This is a genomic window from Methanobrevibacter sp., assembly GCF_030539665.1.
GTDB lineage: Archaea > Methanobacteriota > Methanobacteria > Methanobacteriales > Methanobacteriaceae > Methanocatella.
This window is the reverse complement of the sequence record NZ_JAUNXR010000002.1, coordinates 234,420-254,292: the sequence shown is the minus strand read 5'-3', so window position 1 is coordinate 254,292 and position 19,873 is coordinate 234,420. Positions and strand designations below refer to the sequence as shown.

21 protein-coding genes and 1 tRNA gene are annotated in these 19,873 nt (G+C 33.0%); 11 read left to right on the top strand and 11 right to left on the bottom strand.

What is annotated here, in order from left to right; translation table 11 throughout:
- Genes purL through Q4P18_RS03780 form a run of 3 tightly spaced genes read left to right on the top strand, consistent with a single transcriptional unit; the run spans position 1 to position 4,549 of the window.
- Positions 1-2,157: a phosphoribosylformylglycinamidine synthase subunit PurL gene (gene purL / locus Q4P18_RS03790; protein WP_368660182.1), complete on the top strand. Its 2,157-nt coding sequence runs from the start codon at positions 1-3 to the stop codon at positions 2,155-2,157.
- Positions 2,158-2,169: 12 nt separating this feature from the next.
- Positions 2,170-3,387, top strand: a complete 1,218-nt coding sequence (gene glp, locus Q4P18_RS03785) for a gephyrin-like molybdotransferase Glp (protein ID WP_303335770.1) — start codon at positions 2,170-2,172, stop codon at positions 3,385-3,387.
- A gap of 16 nt (positions 3,388-3,403) precedes the next feature.
- A complete protein-coding gene (locus Q4P18_RS03780) occupies positions 3,404-4,549 on the top strand; it encodes a site-2 protease family protein (protein WP_303335767.1) in 1,146 nt (381 codons plus the stop codon).
- Between the two features lie 82 nt (positions 4,550-4,631).
- Here the strand turns inward: Q4P18_RS03780 and Q4P18_RS03775 are convergent, their stop codons facing one another.
- Together Q4P18_RS03775 and Q4P18_RS03770 are read right to left on the bottom strand one after the other, a co-directional pair.
- The gene (locus Q4P18_RS03775; protein WP_303335765.1) at positions 4,632-5,048 is read right to left on the bottom strand and encodes a ferritin family protein; all 417 of its coding nucleotides are present in this window, start codon (positions 5,046-5,048) and stop codon (positions 4,632-4,634) included.
- Between the two features lie 54 nt (positions 5,049-5,102).
- A complete protein-coding gene (locus tag Q4P18_RS03770; RefSeq protein WP_303335763.1) occupies positions 5,103-6,329 on the bottom strand; it encodes an FprA family A-type flavoprotein in 1,227 nt (408 codons plus the stop codon).
- A 285-nt stretch (positions 6,330-6,614) separates the two neighbouring features.
- On the opposite strand from Q4P18_RS03770, the gene Q4P18_RS03765 reads away from it, so the two are divergent.
- Positions 6,615-7,406 (top strand): V4R domain-containing protein, encoded by a 792-nt coding sequence (locus tag Q4P18_RS03765; RefSeq protein WP_368660186.1) that lies wholly within the window; start codon positions 6,615-6,617, stop codon positions 7,404-7,406.
- A gap of 2 nt (positions 7,407-7,408) precedes the next feature.
- Here the strand turns inward: Q4P18_RS03765 and cobI are convergent, their stop codons facing one another.
- A complete protein-coding gene (gene cobI, locus Q4P18_RS03760) occupies positions 7,409-8,110 on the bottom strand; it encodes a precorrin-2 C(20)-methyltransferase (RefSeq protein ID WP_303335760.1) in 702 nt (233 codons plus the stop codon).
- A gap of 93 nt (positions 8,111-8,203) precedes the next feature.
- Here cobI and Q4P18_RS03755 point away from each other — a divergent pair, with 93 nt between their 5' ends.
- Positions 8,204-10,069, top strand: coding sequence for a helicase C-terminal domain-containing protein (locus Q4P18_RS03755; protein WP_368660181.1), 1,866 nt, complete (start codon positions 8,204-8,206; stop codon positions 10,067-10,069).
- Here Q4P18_RS03755 and Q4P18_RS03750 read toward each other — a convergent pair.
- The 8 genes from Q4P18_RS03750 to hpt all read right to left on the bottom strand — a co-directional run bounded on the left by Q4P18_RS03750 (position 10,070) and on the right by hpt (position 14,648).
- A tRNA-Arg gene (locus tag Q4P18_RS03750) sits at positions 10,070-10,143 on the bottom strand.
- A 26-nt stretch (positions 10,144-10,169) separates the two neighbouring features.
- Complete coding sequence (locus Q4P18_RS03745) at positions 10,170-11,243, bottom strand: topoisomerase IV (RefSeq protein ID WP_303335755.1); 1,074 nt, start codon at positions 11,241-11,243, stop codon at positions 10,170-10,172.
- 29 nt (positions 11,244-11,272) lie between these two features.
- The gene (locus Q4P18_RS03740; RefSeq protein WP_303335752.1) at positions 11,273-11,587 is read right to left on the bottom strand and encodes a transcription factor S; all 315 of its coding nucleotides are present in this window, start codon (positions 11,585-11,587) and stop codon (positions 11,273-11,275) included.
- Positions 11,588-11,668: 81 nt separating this feature from the next.
- On the bottom strand, positions 11,669-12,088 hold the full coding sequence (locus Q4P18_RS03735; RefSeq protein ID WP_303335749.1) for an NUDIX hydrolase: 420 nt from the start codon (positions 12,086-12,088) through the stop codon (positions 11,669-11,671).
- A gap of 30 nt (positions 12,089-12,118) precedes the next feature.
- Positions 12,119-12,424, bottom strand: a complete 306-nt coding sequence (locus Q4P18_RS03730) for a DNA-directed RNA polymerase subunit L (protein ID WP_303335746.1) — start codon at positions 12,422-12,424, stop codon at positions 12,119-12,121.
- 10 nt (positions 12,425-12,434) lie between these two features.
- A complete protein-coding gene (locus tag Q4P18_RS03725; protein WP_303335743.1) occupies positions 12,435-13,007 on the bottom strand; it encodes an exosome complex RNA-binding protein Csl4 in 573 nt (190 codons plus the stop codon).
- Between the two features lie 62 nt (positions 13,008-13,069).
- Entirely contained in the window at positions 13,070-14,077 is a 1,008-nt protein-coding gene (gene dph2 / locus Q4P18_RS03720; RefSeq protein ID WP_303335740.1) for a diphthamide biosynthesis enzyme Dph2, read from the bottom strand.
- A 1-nt stretch (position 14,078) separates the two neighbouring features.
- A complete protein-coding gene (gene hpt / locus Q4P18_RS03715; protein ID WP_303335737.1) occupies positions 14,079-14,648 on the bottom strand; it encodes a hypoxanthine/guanine phosphoribosyltransferase in 570 nt (189 codons plus the stop codon).
- 93 nt (positions 14,649-14,741) lie between these two features.
- Here hpt and Q4P18_RS03710 point away from each other — a divergent pair, with 93 nt between their 5' ends.
- From Q4P18_RS03710 to Q4P18_RS03685, 6 genes are all read left to right on the top strand, one after another.
- Positions 14,742-16,079, top strand: a complete 1,338-nt coding sequence (locus tag Q4P18_RS03710; protein WP_303335734.1) for a signal recognition particle protein Srp54 — start codon at positions 14,742-14,744, stop codon at positions 16,077-16,079.
- Between the two features lie 10 nt (positions 16,080-16,089).
- Positions 16,090-17,310, top strand: a complete 1,221-nt coding sequence (locus Q4P18_RS03705; protein ID WP_303335731.1) for a tRNA pseudouridine(54/55) synthase Pus10 — start codon at positions 16,090-16,092, stop codon at positions 17,308-17,310.
- A gap of 11 nt (positions 17,311-17,321) precedes the next feature.
- Entirely contained in the window at positions 17,322-17,789 is a 468-nt protein-coding gene (gene moaC / locus Q4P18_RS03700) for a cyclic pyranopterin monophosphate synthase MoaC (RefSeq protein ID WP_303335729.1), read from the top strand.
- A gap of 86 nt (positions 17,790-17,875) precedes the next feature.
- Positions 17,876-18,037, top strand: coding sequence for a preprotein translocase subunit Sec61beta (locus tag Q4P18_RS03695; RefSeq protein ID WP_303335726.1), 162 nt, complete (start codon positions 17,876-17,878; stop codon positions 18,035-18,037).
- A gap of 57 nt (positions 18,038-18,094) precedes the next feature.
- Positions 18,095-18,919, top strand: a complete 825-nt coding sequence (gene hisF, locus Q4P18_RS03690; protein WP_303335723.1) for an imidazole glycerol phosphate synthase subunit HisF — start codon at positions 18,095-18,097, stop codon at positions 18,917-18,919.
- Positions 18,920-19,873: a DNA glycosylase gene (locus tag Q4P18_RS03685; protein ID WP_303335720.1), complete on the top strand. Its 954-nt coding sequence runs from the start codon at positions 18,920-18,922 to the stop codon at positions 19,871-19,873.

Below are 19,873 nucleotides of genomic sequence, written 5' to 3'. Positions count from 1 at the left end.
ATGGTTTTAGAAGATTCTGAAATTGAATATATTCAAGGAATTCTTAAAAGAGAAATGAACTCTTTAGAAGAGGGAATGTTAGATGTAATGTTTTCAGAGCACTGTTCTTATAAAAGCAGCAGACCAATGCTCAGATGTTTCCCAACTGAAGGAGAAAATATTATATTGGGTCCTGGTGATGATGCAGGACTTGTATCAGTAACCGATAAATATGCATTGGCTGTTGGAATGGAAAGTCATAATCACCCATCAGCTATTGAACCTTATGGGGGAGCAGGAACTGGTATTGGTGGAATTTTAAGAGATATTATATCTATGGGTGCAATGCCAATTGCATTACTTGATTCACTTCGTTTTGGACCATTGGATGATGAAAAATCAAGATACCTGTTTGAACATGTTGTAAAAGGGATATCAGACTACGGAAATAGAGTAGGTGTCCCTACAGTTGCAGGAGAAGTTGAATTTGATGAATCTTTTAGAACTAACCCTCTTGTAAATGTTATGTGTGTAGGACTTGTTGAAAAAGATAAAATCGTAAGGGGTATAGCTCCCAATGTTGGAGATGTATTCTTTTTGATGGGTGGAACTACCGGTCGTGATGGTATTCATGGAGTTACCTTTGCATCTGAGGAACTTACTTCCGACAGTGAAACTGAAGACCGTCCAGCAGTACAGGTTGCTGATCCATTCACCAAAAAAAGAGTGCTTGAAGCTTCATTGGAAATTTTAGAAAACATTGATGTTAGTGGTGTTAAAGACTTAGGTGGTGGAGGTTTAACTTGTTGTATATCTGAACTTGCAGACTCTTCACAAAATGGTGCTAAAGTAGATTTGAGGGCAATTCCTTTAAGAGAAGATGGAATGACACCATATGAAATCATGCTTTCTGAATCACAAGAAAGAATGGTATTTGTATTAAATCCTGATGATGTTGAAAAAGCTCAAGAAATATGTGATAAACACGAAATCGTTTCCACTGTTATTGGGGAAGTTACCGAAGGAAACAATATGGTTATTATTGATGATGGGGAAGAGTTAGCTAACCTTCCAACAATTCTTTTAGCTGATCCGCCATCAATTGACCGTGATTTAGAAGAGATTCCTGAAAACATGGATAAAATAGAAGTAGATCATGTTGATATAGAAGAATCCTTGATTAAGATTTTATCTTCACCAAATATTGCAAGTAAACAGTGGGTATACAAACAATACGACCATGAAGTTCAAGTAAGGACTGTGGTAAAACCTGGTGATGATGCTGCTGTTTTAAGAATCGATGATGAAACTGCTATTGCACTTACAACCGATTCCAATACAATTCATACCAAATTGTCTCCATACCATGGTGGAGCAGGTTCTGTTGCAGAAGCTATTCGTAACGTAATTTCAATGGGAGCTACTCCTTATGCTGTCGTTGACTGTCTTAACTTTGGAAATCCTGAAAAACCTGACGTATTATGGCAATTCAAAACTTGTATTGAGGGAATGTCAGAGGTTGCTGACAAATTCAATGCGCCAGTTATTAGTGGAAATGTAAGTTTCTACAATGAAACAGAAGGAGTTAAAATTAATCCAACACCTGCAGTGGGTGTTATTGGTGTTGAAAACATTGAAAACATCAGAACCATGGACTTTAAAGATGAAGGAGATAAAATATTAATAATTGGTGAAACCTATGATGAGTTAGGCGGATCCGAATATTTAAGAACAGTTTATGATATTGAAGATGGAATGGCTCCAAGAGTAAGAGTTGATCAAGAAGTATCTAATGGTGAGACAATTTTAAATATTATTGAAGAGGATTCTGATAAGAATATTACTGCAGTTCATGATGTATCTGCAGGTGGAATCATCATTGCCCTTTCTGAGATGGCTCTAAAATCAGGAATTGGTTGTGAAGTTGATGTGACTTCAATTCCAACTAATGATGAATTGGATGTAGCTGAACTTTTATACAGCGAATCTCATGGAAGATATATTGTAACCGTAAAATCAGATGCTGTTGATGAAATATTAGAAAAAATTAATGTTCCAGTTGCAGTAATCGGTGAAGTTAAAGGAGATTCATTAAAATTATCAGAAAATGTAGATATTTCTGTTAAAGAATTAGATGATGCTTATCATGGAGTATTGGAAAAGTATATGGCTTTTTAAAATGGTGTTTGTATGTTTCTTTCTAAATTAGATTCAATTAATGAGGCACGTGAGAAAATTTATTCTCATCAAAAAGTAATGGGAAGTGAAGTTGTTCCTTTAAAAGAAGCTCATAAAAGAGTATTGGCTGAAGAAATTTTATCTTTTCATGATTCTCCTCCATTCGATAAATCTGCTATGGATGGTTTTGCTGTAAAGGCTGAGAATACTTTTGGCGCTTCTAATTCAGCACCTAAAACTTTCAAAATTGTTGATATGATTGGTGCTGGTTCTGAATCTAATAAAACAGTGGGAGAAAACGAAGCTATTATAATAGCTACAGGAGCACCTATTCCAGATGGGGCTGATGCTGTTTTAATGAAAGAATACACTACAACTGAAGGGGATGAGGTTACAATAACCTCTCAAGTTACTCCTGGTGAGAATGTAAGCCCTAAGGCAGAAGATATTAAAAAAGGAGATGTGGTTTTGCCTCCTAACACTTTTATTAGATATCAGGAAATGGGTCTGATAGCTTCTGCTGGTTATGGGGAAGTTAAAGTTTATGAAAAACCTAGAGTCAAATTGATTATTACTGGAAATGAACTTGTGGAACCAACTAAAGAAGATTTGAAACCTGCACAAATCATTAATTCTAATCAATTTACCATATCATCAATGATAGAAGACTCTGGGGCTGTTTTTAGTATTGGAAGAGCAAGGGATACATTTGAGGATGTTAAAATTGCTATTGAAGAAGCATCTAAAGAGTATGATGTTGTAATGACTACTGGGGGAACTGCATTATCTAAAGGTGATGTTGTTCTTGACGTTGTTGAAGATTTGGGTGAAGTTTTACTTCATGGCGTATCAATTAGACCGGGAAAACCATTTGGTGCTGGAATTGTAAATGATACTATGGTTTTTGCTTTTTCAGGTCAGCCTGTTGCTGCCATGTCTCAATTTGACATGTTTGCCAGGAAATATCTTTTTGAAATGCAAGGTCGCAAATTTGATTTTGAAATTGTTGAAAGGGTATCACAGCTTAAGATTCCTTCACAGCTTGGAAGGACAGATTTCATTAGGGCGGTTTCAGATGATGACACTGCAAAACATGTTTTGAATAGGGGTTCTGGTATAATTCGTTCGATGGTAGAGGCGAACAGCTATATCATAATAGATGAAAATGATGAAGGATATCAGAAAGATGATATAATTGACGTTGTCTTTTTTGATTCAATGACTTGGTAGTTAAGGTAGTGTTTTAATGAATGGTATTTGGTATTATGTTATAGCTTTCATCTTAATCTGGATATTGTCTTTAACATTTAAAAAGCAACTTACCAATCATGGATTTGAAATTGAATTTCCAGTCATAATGTGGAAAACAAAAAGGCTGAGAGGATTTATTAACGGAATTGCGAATCTTTCTCCAAAATTTTGGAAATGGTTCATGACAATTGGGCTGATAATCTGTTATGGGGCCATGGTCTTAATGACATATACTCTGATTCAATCCTTATCCACCATTGTTGAGGCACCTCAAGTTTCAATTGTTCTGCCTGGTGTGGACATGCCCGGTTCGACAATATATGTTCCATTTAGCTATGGATTAATAGGTCTTGCAACCGTTATAATCGTCCATGAATTTTCACATGGTATTTTGGCCAGAGTTGAAAAAATCAACATTAAATCAATCGGTTTATTATTATTCGCTGTTCTTCCAGGAGCATTTGTAGAGCCCGATGAAGAAGAATTAAAAGAAGCAAGCAGATTAGCACGTTTAAGAGTTTATACTGCAGGTTCAATGGCAAACATTACATTGGCACTTATTGCGATATTGATTTGTTCTGCCGTATCAACAATGATAATCCCGAACGAGTTTTCAGAGGACGGTATTTCAATATCAAGAGTAATTGAAGGTTCCCCTGCAGATAAGGTTTTAAAGGAAGGAATGATTATCGAGTCAATTGACAATAAATCTGTAGGTTCTTCCAACGAATATTTAAATATAGTTGCCAATACAACTCCCCATCAAAATCTTTCTATTGTAACTGATCAGGGAGAATATGTGATTAATCTTGATAAAAATCCATCAAATGATACTAGAGGATATATTGGAATTCAAGCAACTAAACACTATGAATTAAACAAAGATGTCTCAGCCGTATGGGGGAATCAACTTCCTTGGATTTGGTTTTCAGTAGCTGAGCTATTCCAATGGATTTTTATATTGAATATTGGAATTGGATTATTTAATTTACTTCCATTAAAACCATTGGATGGCGGACACATGTTTGAAATTCTTCTAAGCTATAAATTGAAAGAAGAAACATATAAGCCAATCGTAAAAGCAGTTTCAATTATATTGGCCATTATTATAGTTGTAAGTATTATTTATAGTTTCTTATAGAAACTTATTTTTTTTTTTAGTTATTTTTAAAATAAGAAAAAGTAAATAATTAAGAAAGAATAAATCTTTCTTTTTATTTTATTTAGAAGTATCTTTCTAAGATTCCTTCTAAGATTTTGTAGTGACGACCTTCGTCTTTGGAACTTTCCATAAAGAAGGTTGCAGCGTCTTCGAGACCTTCAGCTTCAGCGATTTCAGCAGCTTCTCTTTTTTCAGCGTTTGCCATTCTTTCCCCTTCTAACATCATTTCGATGTTTGCTTTGAGGTCGTCTCCGATAACACCGTTCATTTCACAGAATCTAGCAGCGTGTTCTGCTTCTTCCCAAGCTAATCTTTTGAATACTTCAGCTAATTCTCCGTAACCTGCTCTAGATGCTTGTCTAGACATTGCAAGGTACATACCTACTTCTTGGGTTTCTCCCATGAAATTGTTTTGTACTTCTTTTTCTACACCAGTTCCTTTAGTTGATCCAATTTTATGTTCATATTTAATTGCCATTCTATTAACCTCCATTAATATTAATATTTTTGTTATTTCAATTATATAAATTATCTATAATTTTTTACATGCTTCAACTAATTTTTTACCTAAGTCAAAGCTAGTGGTATTGTCACTTTCATTTGGTCTGAATTTAATTTCTTGACTGTCTATTACACTGAATCCATATTCATCAAGAGCTTTTGCAAGTTCTTCAGGAGCTCCTCCTTTTCCACCCATGGAACCGAAGGTTATAGCTTTTCTTTCAATGCCTGTTCTGTCAAATCTGAGACCTTTTAAGTATAATAAGATGTCTCCAACACTTGGGAATGGTACATCGTTAATGGTAGGGTCACCTAATGCGATTCCTTTACTGGTTAAAATACTTTTCACGATTTCACTTCTTTCATCTTCGTGTAAGAAGTACATTTCAACGTCGTATCCAGCAGCTATTACTCCTTCAGCAATTTCGTGTGCCATTGCTTGTGTGGAGTAATGCATGGTATCGTAGATAATTGTGATTTTGTCTTCGCACTCACCGGTTGCCCATTTGGTATAAGCGTCAATTACTTTCATAGGGTCGGTCCAAATTTGACCGTGTGATGGTGCAATCATTTTAATACCTTCAAGTAATCCAAGATCAATAACTTCTTGGAATTTTTTAAGAACAAGTTTTGAAAGTGGTGTAATTAAGTTAGCATAGAATTTTTGAGTTGCATCCATTAATACATATTCTGGGATGTCAGTATCGAATCTTTTGTTGTAACATAAGTGTTGACCAAAAGCATCATTTGGGAATAAAATTCCATCTTCAACAAGTAATGTAAACATGCTGTCCGGCCAATGTAATAAAAATGCATCGAGGAATGCTAAAGTTCTTCCATCAAATTCTAAAGTATCACCAGTTCCAACAGTTATGAAATCTGCGCCTTCAAGTGCAGGATAATGATTTAAGAGTCCGTCAACAGCAATTTTTGAACAGTAAATTGGTGCTTCTGGGAATCTTTTATGTAAATCTACGAGGACACCACTGTGATCTAATTCAACATGGTTTTGAATAATGTAATCAACAATTACTTCATCTCTTCCTTCTTGTTCGAATGCATCTTCGATACGAGCCATCATTTCTGCGGTTTTTCCAGGGTATGCATTGTCAATTAATGCTACATGCTCGTCACCGAAAATGAGAAATGCATTGTAAGTTGTTCCGTCTAAGGTGTATCCGTGGTAACTTCTTAAGTCCCAGTCGAGCACACCAATCCAATATACGCCTTCGCCTATTTTTTGGGCATTTGCTTTCATCATATTACCTTTAAAAATTTTAATTAAACAATCTTATTAATTGTTTATAACTATTGTTGTTTTGATGTCATATATATAATTTTGTTTTGTACGAACAGTTTAATTTTAATTCTAAACTTTCCATATCAAAAATAAAAGATTTATAGTGTTAGATTTTTCATTATAGTTTTAATTTAACAATAATTTAGTCATTTTTATTTTAAATCTTGTTTTTAAAGGTATGGCTAATTCTATTGGATTTTTTTAAAAAAATAAATATAGTTAATTATTTAATATTCTTTTTACATATATTATTTATCAATAAAAGTAGGTGTAAACATTACTAATCTAAAACCTGTTCAATTTTTCTCTAATAAACAAGGAAATATAGGAATTAATGTTGTTAAAAGTCCAGTAAAATTGACTATCTTGGAAATGTTGAGAAATAATGAGATGGAATTTGAGGAGATTGTTAGAAATACTGGAAAATCTAAATCTACCATTTCTGTCCATTTAAAATCTTTAAGGGAAGAAAATATAATTTCTTATAAGATTGATTCAAATGATAATAGAAAGAAGATTTTTTATTTGAATTCCGAATATTTGGGGTCTATGGATGTTTCCAGTAGTAGAGTTGAGGATGAGAATGTAAATGTTTTTATTAAAGAGCTAATTGCCTCTGATGAGCCATTTTCTACTTTATTATATCAAACTTTCAGATCAATGTTAATCAAAGAAGGAGTAAATATTGATCCTATTTTAAACAATACTGGGAAAAAAATAGGTTCCAACTTGTTTGAAGAATTATATTCTAAGAACTTAGATGATTTTATTGATAACATATCTCAATATTGGGAAAATAAGGGCCTTGGAATTTTAACATCTGAACTAGGCCAAATTATAAAGATTTCTACTAAAGATTGTTTTGAGTGTAAATGTCTTCCAAGAACTGGTAGACCAATTTGCTATTTGGATGCAGGAATTTTCGAATCCTTGTTTAGCCTATACTTTGACATGCCTGTAAAAGTAACTGAAATCAAATGTTACACAATGGGAGATGAAATGTGCACATTTGAAATCGAAGCTTTAGGTAAATAAGGTTATTCTGTAAATTTAATTAAAGTTGTAGTTAAGTATGGTTTATCTTCAGAAAAACCATCAATTATTTTCTCATTTTCACGAGTACAATTTTCTACAGAACAGATTATTTTTTCTTTATTTTTTGATTCTATTAACTCTTCCAATTCTTTTGTATTTCTAGAAGCTTTCATAAGAACAATGGAGTCACTATAATTCATTATTTCTTCTAGTCTGTCATCAATTTTTGGAACAATGGTTAATACTTGGTTTTTCTCAACAATGGGAATTTCACACGCTGCTGCACATGCAGTAAATGCTGTAATTCCAGGAATTACTTCCACTTCATATTTTTCTTTTAATCTTTTTTGCACATATGAAAATGTTGAGAATACAGATGGGTCACCTAATGTAACAAATGCAACGTCCCTACCACTATCTAGATAGTGTGCTATTAATTCAGCTGCACTGTCCCAAACTTTTTCTAACTGCTCATCATTTTCAATCATCGGAAAAATAGGTTCTACAAGCATTACTTTGTTGCTGTCTTCTCTTTCATCAATTATTGGTTCAACAATTGATAATGCAATGCTGTCCTTTTCTTTTGCTGATTTTGGTGAACAGATTACTGGAACTGTTTTAAGTATTCTAGCAGCTTTTAAAGTTAATAATTCCACATCTCCAGGACCTACACCTATTCCATATAATTTGCCTTTTTCACTCATATAATCACATTTTCATATTTGAATTTTTTAATATTTGTTTTCTTATGCACTTCTATAATTTATTTATATTATAATAAATTAATATATTGTTTGATGTCTGATTCTATATTTTGTCCAAATTGTGGTATGTTAAAATCCAATTGTCAATGTGGAACTAGCAAATCTAGTTCACTAAAAAATTATAATGCTGATAAATCTAGTTCAAATTCTAATGGAAATACGAATTTATTTAGTTTCCAAACAAAAAAACCTTCAAGTGTAGTTGTGGATGACGAAATTCCGGAGGTTTATTCTATTGATGAACATCGATTGGATCAGGATATTATAGATGGGCTTAAAAAACAATATTCTTATATTGATGATGAAATCATTGAGAATTTTCCATTTCCTGAGCCTAGAACTGGTCAGTTAAATATCATTCAAGATATTCTGGATGCAATTAGAAAAGGATATAAATATATTATTTTGGAAGCGGGAACAGGAACAGGAAAATCTGCAATAGCTACAACTCTTGCTAAAATATATGAATCTGCTTATATTTTGACAATGACCAAACAGCTTCAAAAACAGTATTCTAATGAGTTTGAATTTCCATTGGTTAAAGGAAGGAGCAATTTTGCTTGTTTAAATGACCAATTGGATTCTACTTGCGATATGGGTACTTGTAAATCTACTCCAAGATCAGCTAAATTTGTCTGTCCTTATGGTGTGGCTGCAAATCCAACTTTAGATGGGGAATTTGCTTTTGACTCTTATGGAGGTTCTATTTTTTACCAATCTCCGGATCATTGTCATTATTGGGAACAGAAGGCAAATGCAATCAATTCTCCAATAACTATCATGAATTATGATTATGCTTTGGCTGAATTAAATTATGTTAAACATTTCAGGAAACGTTCTTTATTAATTCTTGATGAGGCACATAATATTGAAAATAAGTTAATGGGTTCTTTAGAGGTTAACTTATATAATCATATCTTAGAAAAAGACATTAACAAAGCTATTTCCAAACAAACTCTTAAAGATGGTGAAGTGGAAGATTGGATTCTTGAAGTTGAAGCCATAGCTGATCATTATGATGAAATTGATACTAAAGAGTTGTCAGCTAGTAAAGCGGACAAAATAGAATCAATGATTGGAAGATTGAATAAGCTTTCAAATAATCTTAAAAATGAGCCTAAAAATTGGGTTATTGACACAAATGAAAATGGCGTTTCATTTAAACCGTTAAAGGTTCATCATTATGCTAAAAGTAATCTTTTGCAGTATGGTGACGTGGTTATTTTCATGAGTGCAACAATTTTGTCTCATAAATTATTTGCAAAATGGTTAGGTATAAATCCTAATGAAATTTATCAAATAAAGGTAGACAGTCCTTTCGAACGTGAAAAAAGACCAATCATTTTGGATTTGGCTGGAAAAATGTCAAAAAATAGAATTAAACAAACAGCTCCTAAAACTATTCCTATTTTGGAGAAAATTCTTAAAAAACATAGATATGATAAGGGTCTTATTCATACAAATAGTTACAAGTGTCAACAATATATCAATAAACACTTCAATAATTCACGTTTAATAGCTCATACTCCTAATAATCGTGAAGCTGTTTTGGAGTATTTTGAAAAGGATGAAAATCCTCTGGTACTAGTTTCACCATCAATGAGTGAAGGAGTTGATCTTCCATATGATAAATGTAGATTCCAAATTATCTACAAGGTTCCATTCCCATATCTTGGAGATTTACAAGTCAATATGCGTCAAAAAAGAGATAAAAGATGGTATGCCTATAAAACAGTAATGACATTAATGCAAGCTTACGGAAGAGGTATGCGTGCAGAGGATGATTCATGTTATACATACATCTTAGATAGTGACATTAATATCTTATTTAAGAGTCCTCTTTACAAATCATTGGTTCCTGATTTTTTCAAAGAGGCGGTTGTAAGATTAAAAGATTAACGGACCTGGAGGGATTTGAACCCCCGACCTTAGGATCCGAAGTCCTACGTCATTCCTGACTAGACTACAGGCCCAAAAATAATTTAAGAAAATAAGTTAGTTATTTGTCTTTTGAATCAATTGAAATTATTGGGACTTCTTCAATGTCCTCCATATCTGCAAAAATATCATCAATAGATTCATTATCCAATAGAGCTTTTTCATACTCTATTTCTTCAATTCTTTCATCTGTTATGTCTTCTTCTGCATCAGATGTTTGAATTTCAGTTTCAGAAGGAGTTTCTATTTTAACATCTGTTCTTTTTTCAGTAATGTGGGTTACTCCATCAAGCTCTGGAGTAGATTTTTCAATTTTGTTTTTAAATTCGCTAATGTCGAATTCACCTATTTTTTTTACTTCTTTATTGTCATTAGCAAGAGGTTTTGGTTCAGCAACATCTTCTTTTTTCGAATCTTCCTTAAAGTCAGGTTCTTTATCATTTTCGACATTTTTTATTGAGTCCACAACTCCACCAAATGGTGTATTGATTGCTTTTAATTTATAAACTGAAATAATAATAAGGAATATTCCTACAAGAATAAATCCTACTGCACTTGTATTAACTTCTCCAGAGGATACATTGTCTATTATTCTTTGTGTTGATGCACTGAAAAGGAATAGTGATATTAAAATGAATATGATTCCAAGTACTAGCCCACCAATTGCAAATATTGAGTGTCCTGCAATTTTTTTATTTAATAAGCTATCAAATTTCTCACTTACAAAGTCATCATCTTCATAAGAGTAGTCAGGTTCATTTTCAAATTCAAAAATTCTAGAATCTTCATTAGGAAATTCGCTGTCTTCTAATTTGGTTTTGATTATGAAGTCTTCATCAATTTCATTGTCATCAGAGGTTTCATCAATAATATTGGAATCAATATTTGGTTTAAAGATGAATTCTTTGTCCAATTTTAATTCTTCCTTAGGATATTTGTTATAATCTTTACTTAAGGTATTTATCATTTCTTCAGCATCTACGATTTCATAATCGTCATCTGATGCGTCTTCAAATTCTTTGTAGATATTTGCCTCTTCAAAAGAATCTTGAGCATATTCATCATTTTCTGAAATGTTATCTAACATATTTTTCAAATTTGAAATTCTATGCTCTTTTTCTTTGGAATCCTTCATATTCAACCTCCAATATTAATCAAATAAACTTAATCATATTCTCTCCAAGTATGGCTGCACTCTAAACATTTTAAAAAACGAGTTTCGGCTTCATCTGCACTACGTGTTTGTTGAAGCCACCATGCTGCTTTATCGTGTCCACATTTTGGACATTCTACTGTAGTTGTTGGAAGGGTATTAATGTCCTCACCTTTCATTATAATTGTTTCTTTAGCTTGGATTTCTTCTTTTTGTTTGTAATTGTCTTCCTTACCAGCTAAATCTTTCTCATAACCACATGTTCCACATGTAATTTTATCACCGTTTGGGAGTAAAATTCCTCCACATTCTGGACAAAACTCCATTTATAGTCCTCCATCAATATATTCAATAGTATTAATATGATATTCATTATTTAAATAAATTATATTTAATCCATCGTTATCCTATTGTATTCTCATTAACTTTAAAGCATCTTTAATTATCTTTTTATGATCAAAAGCCAAATCTATATTTTCTATTTCATCAAACCTGAATATTTTAATATCTGCCGCATCATCAGCTGCCTTTGCATCATTAAAATTCCCGATAGCAGTATAGGCCACGGTCACAGTATGTCTTCTACTATCTCTATTGGGATTAGAATAAACATTTATCAATTGTTGCAATTCTACATCTATGCTGGTTTCTTCTTTTGCTTCGCGAATTGCTGCATTTTCAACAGTTTCACCATAATCCACGAAACCCCCAGGCAATGCCCAATAATTTTTAAATGGTTCGTTTTTTCTTTTTATTAGAATAAACTCCTCTTTATCATTATATATAAAAATATCTGCAGTTAACGATGGAGTTTTATATTTATTCATTATATCCATTAAAAATAGATTATTGAAGAGTTACATATTGTCTTCAATAAGTTTTTTCAATTCATCAGTTTCTTCTAAAAGTTCTTCTGCTGCTTGTTTTAAAACTATTCTAGGTCTTTTTCCTCTTTTGGTTTTTATGGTCATTTCAGGTTCTCCAGTAAGAGGATGGTCAATATTGTAAACAGCATATTCCACATCAGGATTTTTCATCAAATTATGTCTAAGAGCATTACAAATACCATGACTTTCGCCATGTACAATAAATGTAAGTTCTAAGGTTTTATCTTCAATAATTTCAATGTTGGTGTTGCCAATTTCTGTAATTTCGCCGCTCATCATATCAATCCTATATATTTACATATTCATTTGAAACTTCTCTTTTTTCTTTTCTATTACATCTTTTACATTGAAGTTCATTTTTCTTTTCTGTAGTTGCCATATATCCTCTACAACGAGTACACATAGCTTTTAATACACCACAATCATCACTAACTGTGCTTAAATCTACATTATCTCCTGTAATTTTAACAACTTCTGCTTTTATAATATCTCCAATTCTAAAAGCATCTGAAATTTTATCTAGATATCCTTCTTTTGCTTTGGATATATGTATTGAACCCATATATGGGAGGGATAAATCTCTTTGAGTGTCTACTAATCTGTCTATTTTCACATTAGCTCTTTGAGGTTTAACATCAGTAATTTGACCATATATTTTATCTCCAACCTCTAATGTAGCTGGACTTCCTGATTTTGGTTCAACGGAGATAGTTTTCATTTTAGAGTTTATATTCACATTACCCAAAACGGTTGATTCAATATCCCCATCATTGTCATAGGTTCCTTTTCCCGGTATGAACTGCTCAATAATTCCGAGCTTATCTCCAGGCATTACAAATTCTCCGTTTTTTACTTTCATTTTATCACTTAAATAAGAAATTTAATTTAATATTATAATTTTGTTGAAGTATCTATATATATTTATTTATCATATCTTTCATGAAATAGGATTTCATCTAATTGATAGTTTTCCCATTTTCGTTTATTCAATACTATTTCAAGTTCTTGTGGGGTTATCACTGGCTTTTTATACATTTGCGAATCGTCAATAGCTATTCTTGGACAGGCAGTTACTACAAATGCATCCAAATCAAGATATGGTAAAAGAGCATCAGGATTTATATTGTCTAAAAGAAGGATGTGAGCTTCCATTCCTGCATCCTGCAATTCTTTTTTAATGTCCATAGCTAATTTCATTCTATATTGCCCTTCTTTTGATGATACTATAATTCCCCATTTTCTAGCGCTTTTGGCTTTTGTTATTCTTGCAAATCTTATTCTAAGAATTCTATCTGCAAATTCATCCATTTCCCTTATTTCATTGTTGTAAGGGTCAAGTGCCAATACCTTTTCTTTGGTGAATAAATGTATGCCTAATGGGTGAAAGCTTCCGCTTCCAATAAATAAGTAGACTTCAGCGTCAAGGCCCTTAATCGATGAGAAGTTACATCCCAATACTTGTCCTCTTCTTGTATTTTTTGATGATCCAAGAACCACTTCCTTTCCATTATCTTCTAGAAAGTCCTTAATCTCATTTAATCTATTCAAATGTTGTGTGGTGGTCACAAGGCCGATTTTCGTATATTCCTTAAGCTTATCCATGGATGCGTTCAGTATGGGCTTTATGTCAATGTTCGAGAACGCTTCAACAAAATAAACCGGCACTTCATATTTTAAAGGCAACGGAGTATGCCCGTAATGAATTATCAAATCAACAAAATCTTTCATTTTTGAATCTGTAACATCGCATGCTCCAAAACATGGGTCTGCTGAAATGATGACGGTAGCTTCTGTCTGAGCCTCTATGATATTGGCTATTTGTGTTGCCTGCATTTTAAGGCCTTCAGGAAATTGGAGGCCTACGATTTTTGCATTCTTAGAGTTAATTTTTCCAATAACTCTCTCCAAATCCATATTATATAATGACATTTTAATCCACGATTGTTGATTCAATAACCACTTTCCCATCAATCACATCAAGTTTCACAATGGAAAATATAGGAACTCCTGTTTCTTCTTCTACAATTGACTTGCCTTCTCCTTTGTCTATTATGGCCACTGTTTCTTTAATATCAACCTTTATGTCTTTCAATGCAGTCAATAATGAAATTAAGGTTCCTCCAGTACTTACAACATCATCTATTAAAAGTATTTTTTCTCCTTCCTCTAGTCCGTTAATGTAAAGGTTTGATGAGCCATAACCTGTCTCTTGATATACTTGCTTTTCTCCTGGAAGGCCATATTGTCTTTTCCTGATTACAATAAAAGGTATTCCAGTAGCTAAGGAAAGTGCAGTTGCTAAATGGATTCCCATAGCTTCTACTGCAACAATCTTATCAATATCCAAATCTAATTTTTCTATTATAACATCAGTTAATTCATTTAATATTTCAGGTTCCATTGCAGGAACTCCATCACTTATGGGGTTAACAAAATAATTATATTCACCTTTCTTTACAATAGGTGAGTTTTTCAATGATTCTATTGTTTTTTCTAACATTCTTCGCACCAAAATTATTAAAGTTATTAATTAAATATATTATTTAATATATAAATTATATAATTTTTCTAATTACAATTTTAATGTGATAAAATGCTTGGAAGTTTAGGTGAAAATCTTACTAATACAATGAAAAAATTGGTGGGAATGTCTGTCATCGATAAAAAAACTATTAAAGAGGTTGTAAAAGAAATTCAACGTGCTTTAATTCAATCAGACGTTAACATTGCATTAGTATTGGATTTATCAAAAAAAATAGAAAAAAGAGCTCTTGAAGAAGAACCTCCAAAGGGAATCACTCCAAGAGAACATGTAATAACAATTATTTATGAAGAGATGGTTAACCTTCTTGGAAAGGATGCAGTTGGCCTTGACATTAATCAAAAGCCTTATAAGATTTTACTTTTAGGTCTTCAGGGTAGTGGTAAAACTACCACAATAGGTAAGATGTGCAGATATCTTCAAAAGAAAGGTTTCAACCCTGCTGTTGTTTGTACAGACACATGGAGGCCTGCAGCATATGAACAGTTAAGGCAATTGACTGAGGAAATGCAAATCCCCTTATATGGTGATCCTGAAAATAAGGATGCATTGGATTTGGCTGAAAAGGGTTTAAAAGAGTTTAAAAACAAAAAGGTCATCATTTTCGATACTGCAGGAAGACATAAGGAAGAATCAGATTTAATTGCAGAAATGGATGAATTGGATAATATTATTCAACCTACTGAAGCTATGCTTGTCATTGACGGAACCATTGGTCAGCAAGCAGGTGAACAGGCAAAGGCATTCTCCCAAGCTACAGATATTGGTTCAATCATCATAACAAAACTTGACGGTTCAGCAAAAGGAGGGGGCGCATTGTCAGCTGTTGCTGAAACCGGCGCACCAATCAAATTCATCGGTACCGGTGAAAGAATTGATGATTTCGAACTGTTTGATCCTGAAAGGTTCATCTCCAGATTGCTTGGAATGGGTGATATTCAAACATTAATCGAGAAAGCTGAAGAAAATATTGATGAGGATATTGCATCAAAGACCATGGAAAACATGATGAGCGGTAAATTTACCTTAACCGATGTCAGAAATCAGTTTGAGATGATGAATAATATGGGTCCGATGCAACAAGTTCTGAATATGATTCCTGGCCTTGGTGGTAAGATACCAAAAGAAGCTTCTAAAATGACCGAAGACAAAATTGAGACATATAAGATAATGATGTCTTCAATGACTCAAAAGGAAATGGACAATCCTAAACTGATTAAACAATCCCGTATTAAAAGAATAGCTAGAGGTGCAGGAGTTGAGGAGTCTGAAGTAAAAGAGCTTCTCAAATACTACAACAATACCAAAAAGGCAATGAAAGGTATGGGAAGACGTGGCAGACTTGGAAGTGGTGCTATGAATCGTATGATGGGTCAATTTATGAGATAGTTTTGATATTATGGATCAGTTAGTAATTACAAAAGCTAAAGAGATTTTAGATAAAACTAATGGAAATATTTGCAAACATTGCTTTGGCAGAAAACTTTCCACACTTGTTAAAGAGAATGACAGTGTTAAGATTGCAAATGATGTTCTGGATATTTTAGAACTGAATCTGTCTGAAGATGATTGTGTTGTTTGCGAAAATATCTTTGACAAGGTTGACGATTATCTCTACGGCAGAGTTTATAATAAAATTGACCATTTAGGTGTTGAATTTGATACATTTATGGTTGGAACTACAATTAGCAAAGACATAAAACAAAGGGATGATGAGCTTTCTCAGGAATTGGACCTGAATTCAGAATCTATTAAAAAAGAATTGAATAGAATAATAGGTGATGAATTGGCCAGATCTTTAAATAAGGAAGTAAATTCCTTTAAACAGGATATTGTTGTAAATGTGGATTTAAGAAACAAGCCTAAAGCCAGATTGCAACTAAATCCTATTTACATTGAAGGCAAGTATAATAAGCTAATTCGTGGGATTCCACAAACAAAATGGCCCTGCAGCAAATGTAAGGGGAAAGGCTGTGAAGCCTGCAACGGCACTGGAAAACAGTATCCTGAATCTGTTGAGGAACTGCTTTCCGAAAAAATATTGGAAGCTACTAATGGTTATGAAGCTAAATTTCATGGTGCTGGAAGAGAAGATATTGATGTTTTAATGTTGGGCTCAGGAAGGCCATTTGTTTTAGAAATCAAAGAACCAAGAATTAGAAAAATTGATTTAGAAAAATTAGAAAAAGAAATAAATGAAGCAAATATGGGAAAGACCCAATATCACAACCTTAAATTTACAGAAAAAAATAGGAAAGGGGAAATCAAACAGTCTTCCCCAGACACATTTAAAGTTTACAAGGCTTTGGTTAAATGTGATCGTGAATATGATTCCGAAAAATTAAAAGATTTGGAATTTTTGGATGAAATCAAACAACAAACTCCATTGAGAGTATTGAGAAGACGTGCCGATAAAGTTCGTGTAAAGCATGTGAAGGATGTTAAAATAAATACAATTGACGATACTACTTTTGAAATGATTGTTAAAACAGAAGGAGGGTTATATATTAAAGAATTGATTTCTGGGGATGAAGATAGAACACGTCCTAATGTAGGTGAAATTCTTGGTGTAGGCGCTATTTGTGAACAATTAGATGTATTGGAAGTAAGTGAGAAATAGAGGTTTTTAAAATGAGTAAAGAATTTACACACCTAACCGATAGTGGTGTCCACATGGTGGAAGTAGGTGACAAGATTGATCAGAAAAGAAAAGCTATAGCTAGTGGGAAAATTGTTTTGGCTCCAGAAACTATAGCAATGATTCAAAACGAAGAAATTAAAAAGGGTAATGTATTAACCACTGCTCAAATTGCAGGTATTCAAGCAGTTAAAAACACCTCTTCCATTATTCCTTTATGCCACCCATTAAATCTAACAGGCATTGAAATAGATTTTGAAGTTGAAGAAACCCAAATTACGGCCATCTGTTCTGTAAATATGAGGGGAAAAACTGGCGTGGAAATGGAAGCGATAACAGGTGTTAGTGTAGCTTTACTTACAATATGGGACATGGTCAAAGCTGTAGAAAAGGATGAGGATGGACAGTACCCTGATACAAGGATAACTAATATTCAAGTTCTTAAAAAAGAAAAGATCTAGTCAAATATAAAAAGCCAACTTTATATATTATTAAATTAATAAATATTTATAATTGTTTTTTAAATAATTGATTTAAGGAGATTAATATGGCAAAAAAAGATAAAGGAATGAGTATGCCACAAACTGGTGCTGGGTTAGTAAGATACTTTGATGAAGAAAGTGTTGGTCCAAAGCTTTCTCCAAACCATGTGGTGGTAATAACTGTAATTTTAGCTATTTTCTGTTTTGTATTAAGATATTCAGCTTAGAATTTAAATATTCTAACTCTACTTTTTTTTAAAAATTAACTAACTTTAGGCAATATAATGTTAACCAAAAGAATTATTCCTTGTTTAGATTGTGATTTACAAGTCCCTGAAGGAAGGGTTGTAAAGGGTGTTGAATTTAAAGAGATTAAATATGCAGGTAATCCTGTTGACTTAGCTACTCGTTACTATGAAGAGGGGGCTGACGAAATTGTAATTTTGGATATTACAGCTTCTTATGAACGTAGGGAAACCATGGCTGATGTCATTAAAAGATTAACTGAAAATGTTTTTATTCCAATATGTGTTGGTGGTGGAATAAGGAAGGTTGATGATTATATTAATATGCTTAAAGCAGGTGCTGATAAATGTTCTACAAATACTGCAGCTATCAAAAATCCTGAACTTTTGACAGAGGCATCTAAGGTTGTAGGTTCTCAAGCTGTTGTAATAGGGATTGACGCTAAAAGGAAATATGTAGATTCCCCAAATGATGCTCCCGACAAAAATGTTATTGAAACTGATAAGGGTTTCTGCTGGTTTGATTGCAGTATTTACGGGGGTCGTGAATTTACTGGAATGGATGCAATCGATTGGGCAGTTAAATGTCAGGATTTGGGTGCTGGTGAAATATTGCTTACTAGTATGGATGGAGATGGAACTAAAGCAGGATATGATTTGGATCTTACAAAAGCCATTAATGATGCTGTTGATATTCCAGTAATTGCTAGTGGTGGTGTCGGAGAACCTAAACATATATTGGAAGCATTTGAAGTTTCAGATGCTAGTGCAGCATTGGCCGCCAGTATTTTTCATTTCAACGAATATCCTATTTTGGAAGTTAAAGAATATTTGCGCGATAACGGAGTTAAAGTGAGATTGTAGATGTTAATTGAAAAGAATATTGATCTTGATTTAACCCAATTGTCAGGTCAAACTTCCCAACCTCCTTGGATATTTGAGAATAATGCGTTTAAAGATATTGTTTTTGTTGAGAATAAGCCGGTCTTATTTAAAGTTTCTCAGAAGGACAATTTTTTAGATTTTAATTATGAATATCCTTTAAATTCTGATTTTAATATTTCAGACAAGGTTTTATTGGATAAGTTGAACTCCATATTTGATTTAAATTTTAATCTAGGCAAATTTTACAGCTATTTGGACAACCATGAGAAGCTTAATGATATGGGTGGTTTTTGCAATGGATTGAGATTATTCATTGCTAAAAATAAATTCGAGGCTATTCTATCTTCAATTTCATCTTCTAATAATTCTATTGCCAGATGGACAAAATCAATTCAAATGCTTAAGGAAAAATGGGGTTTGAAGATTTCTTATCCTTCAGGAGAATTTTACTCCTTTCCTGATGTAAACACTATTAATTCTTGCTTTGAGGACGATGAAGAAGAATTCGCTTATTCTGATAATATTTTAGATATTGGTAATTGTAACAAAAATCTAAAAAGTTGCGGCTTCGGCTATCGTTCTACCTATTTAAAAAAAGCTAGCGAATTTTTTACACTTGAAATGGACCTTTCGGACATTTCAAAAATGAATTACGATGAAGCATTTGAAACTGTTCAAATGATTCCTGGCGTTGGACCTAAAGTTGCTGATTGTCTTTTGCTTTACGGCTATAATTTCAGAGAAGCTTTTCCAACCGATGTTTGGATTAAAAGGATTGTTTCCCATTTGTTTTTTGATGGAAAGGACATTAGCGTTCCTAAAGTTAGGGAATTCGGAATGGAAGAATTTGGTGATTATGCAGGTTATGTCCAACTCTATTTGTTCCATTATGCTCGCAAATCTGGTCTTATGGTCAAGTTAAAAAATAAATAA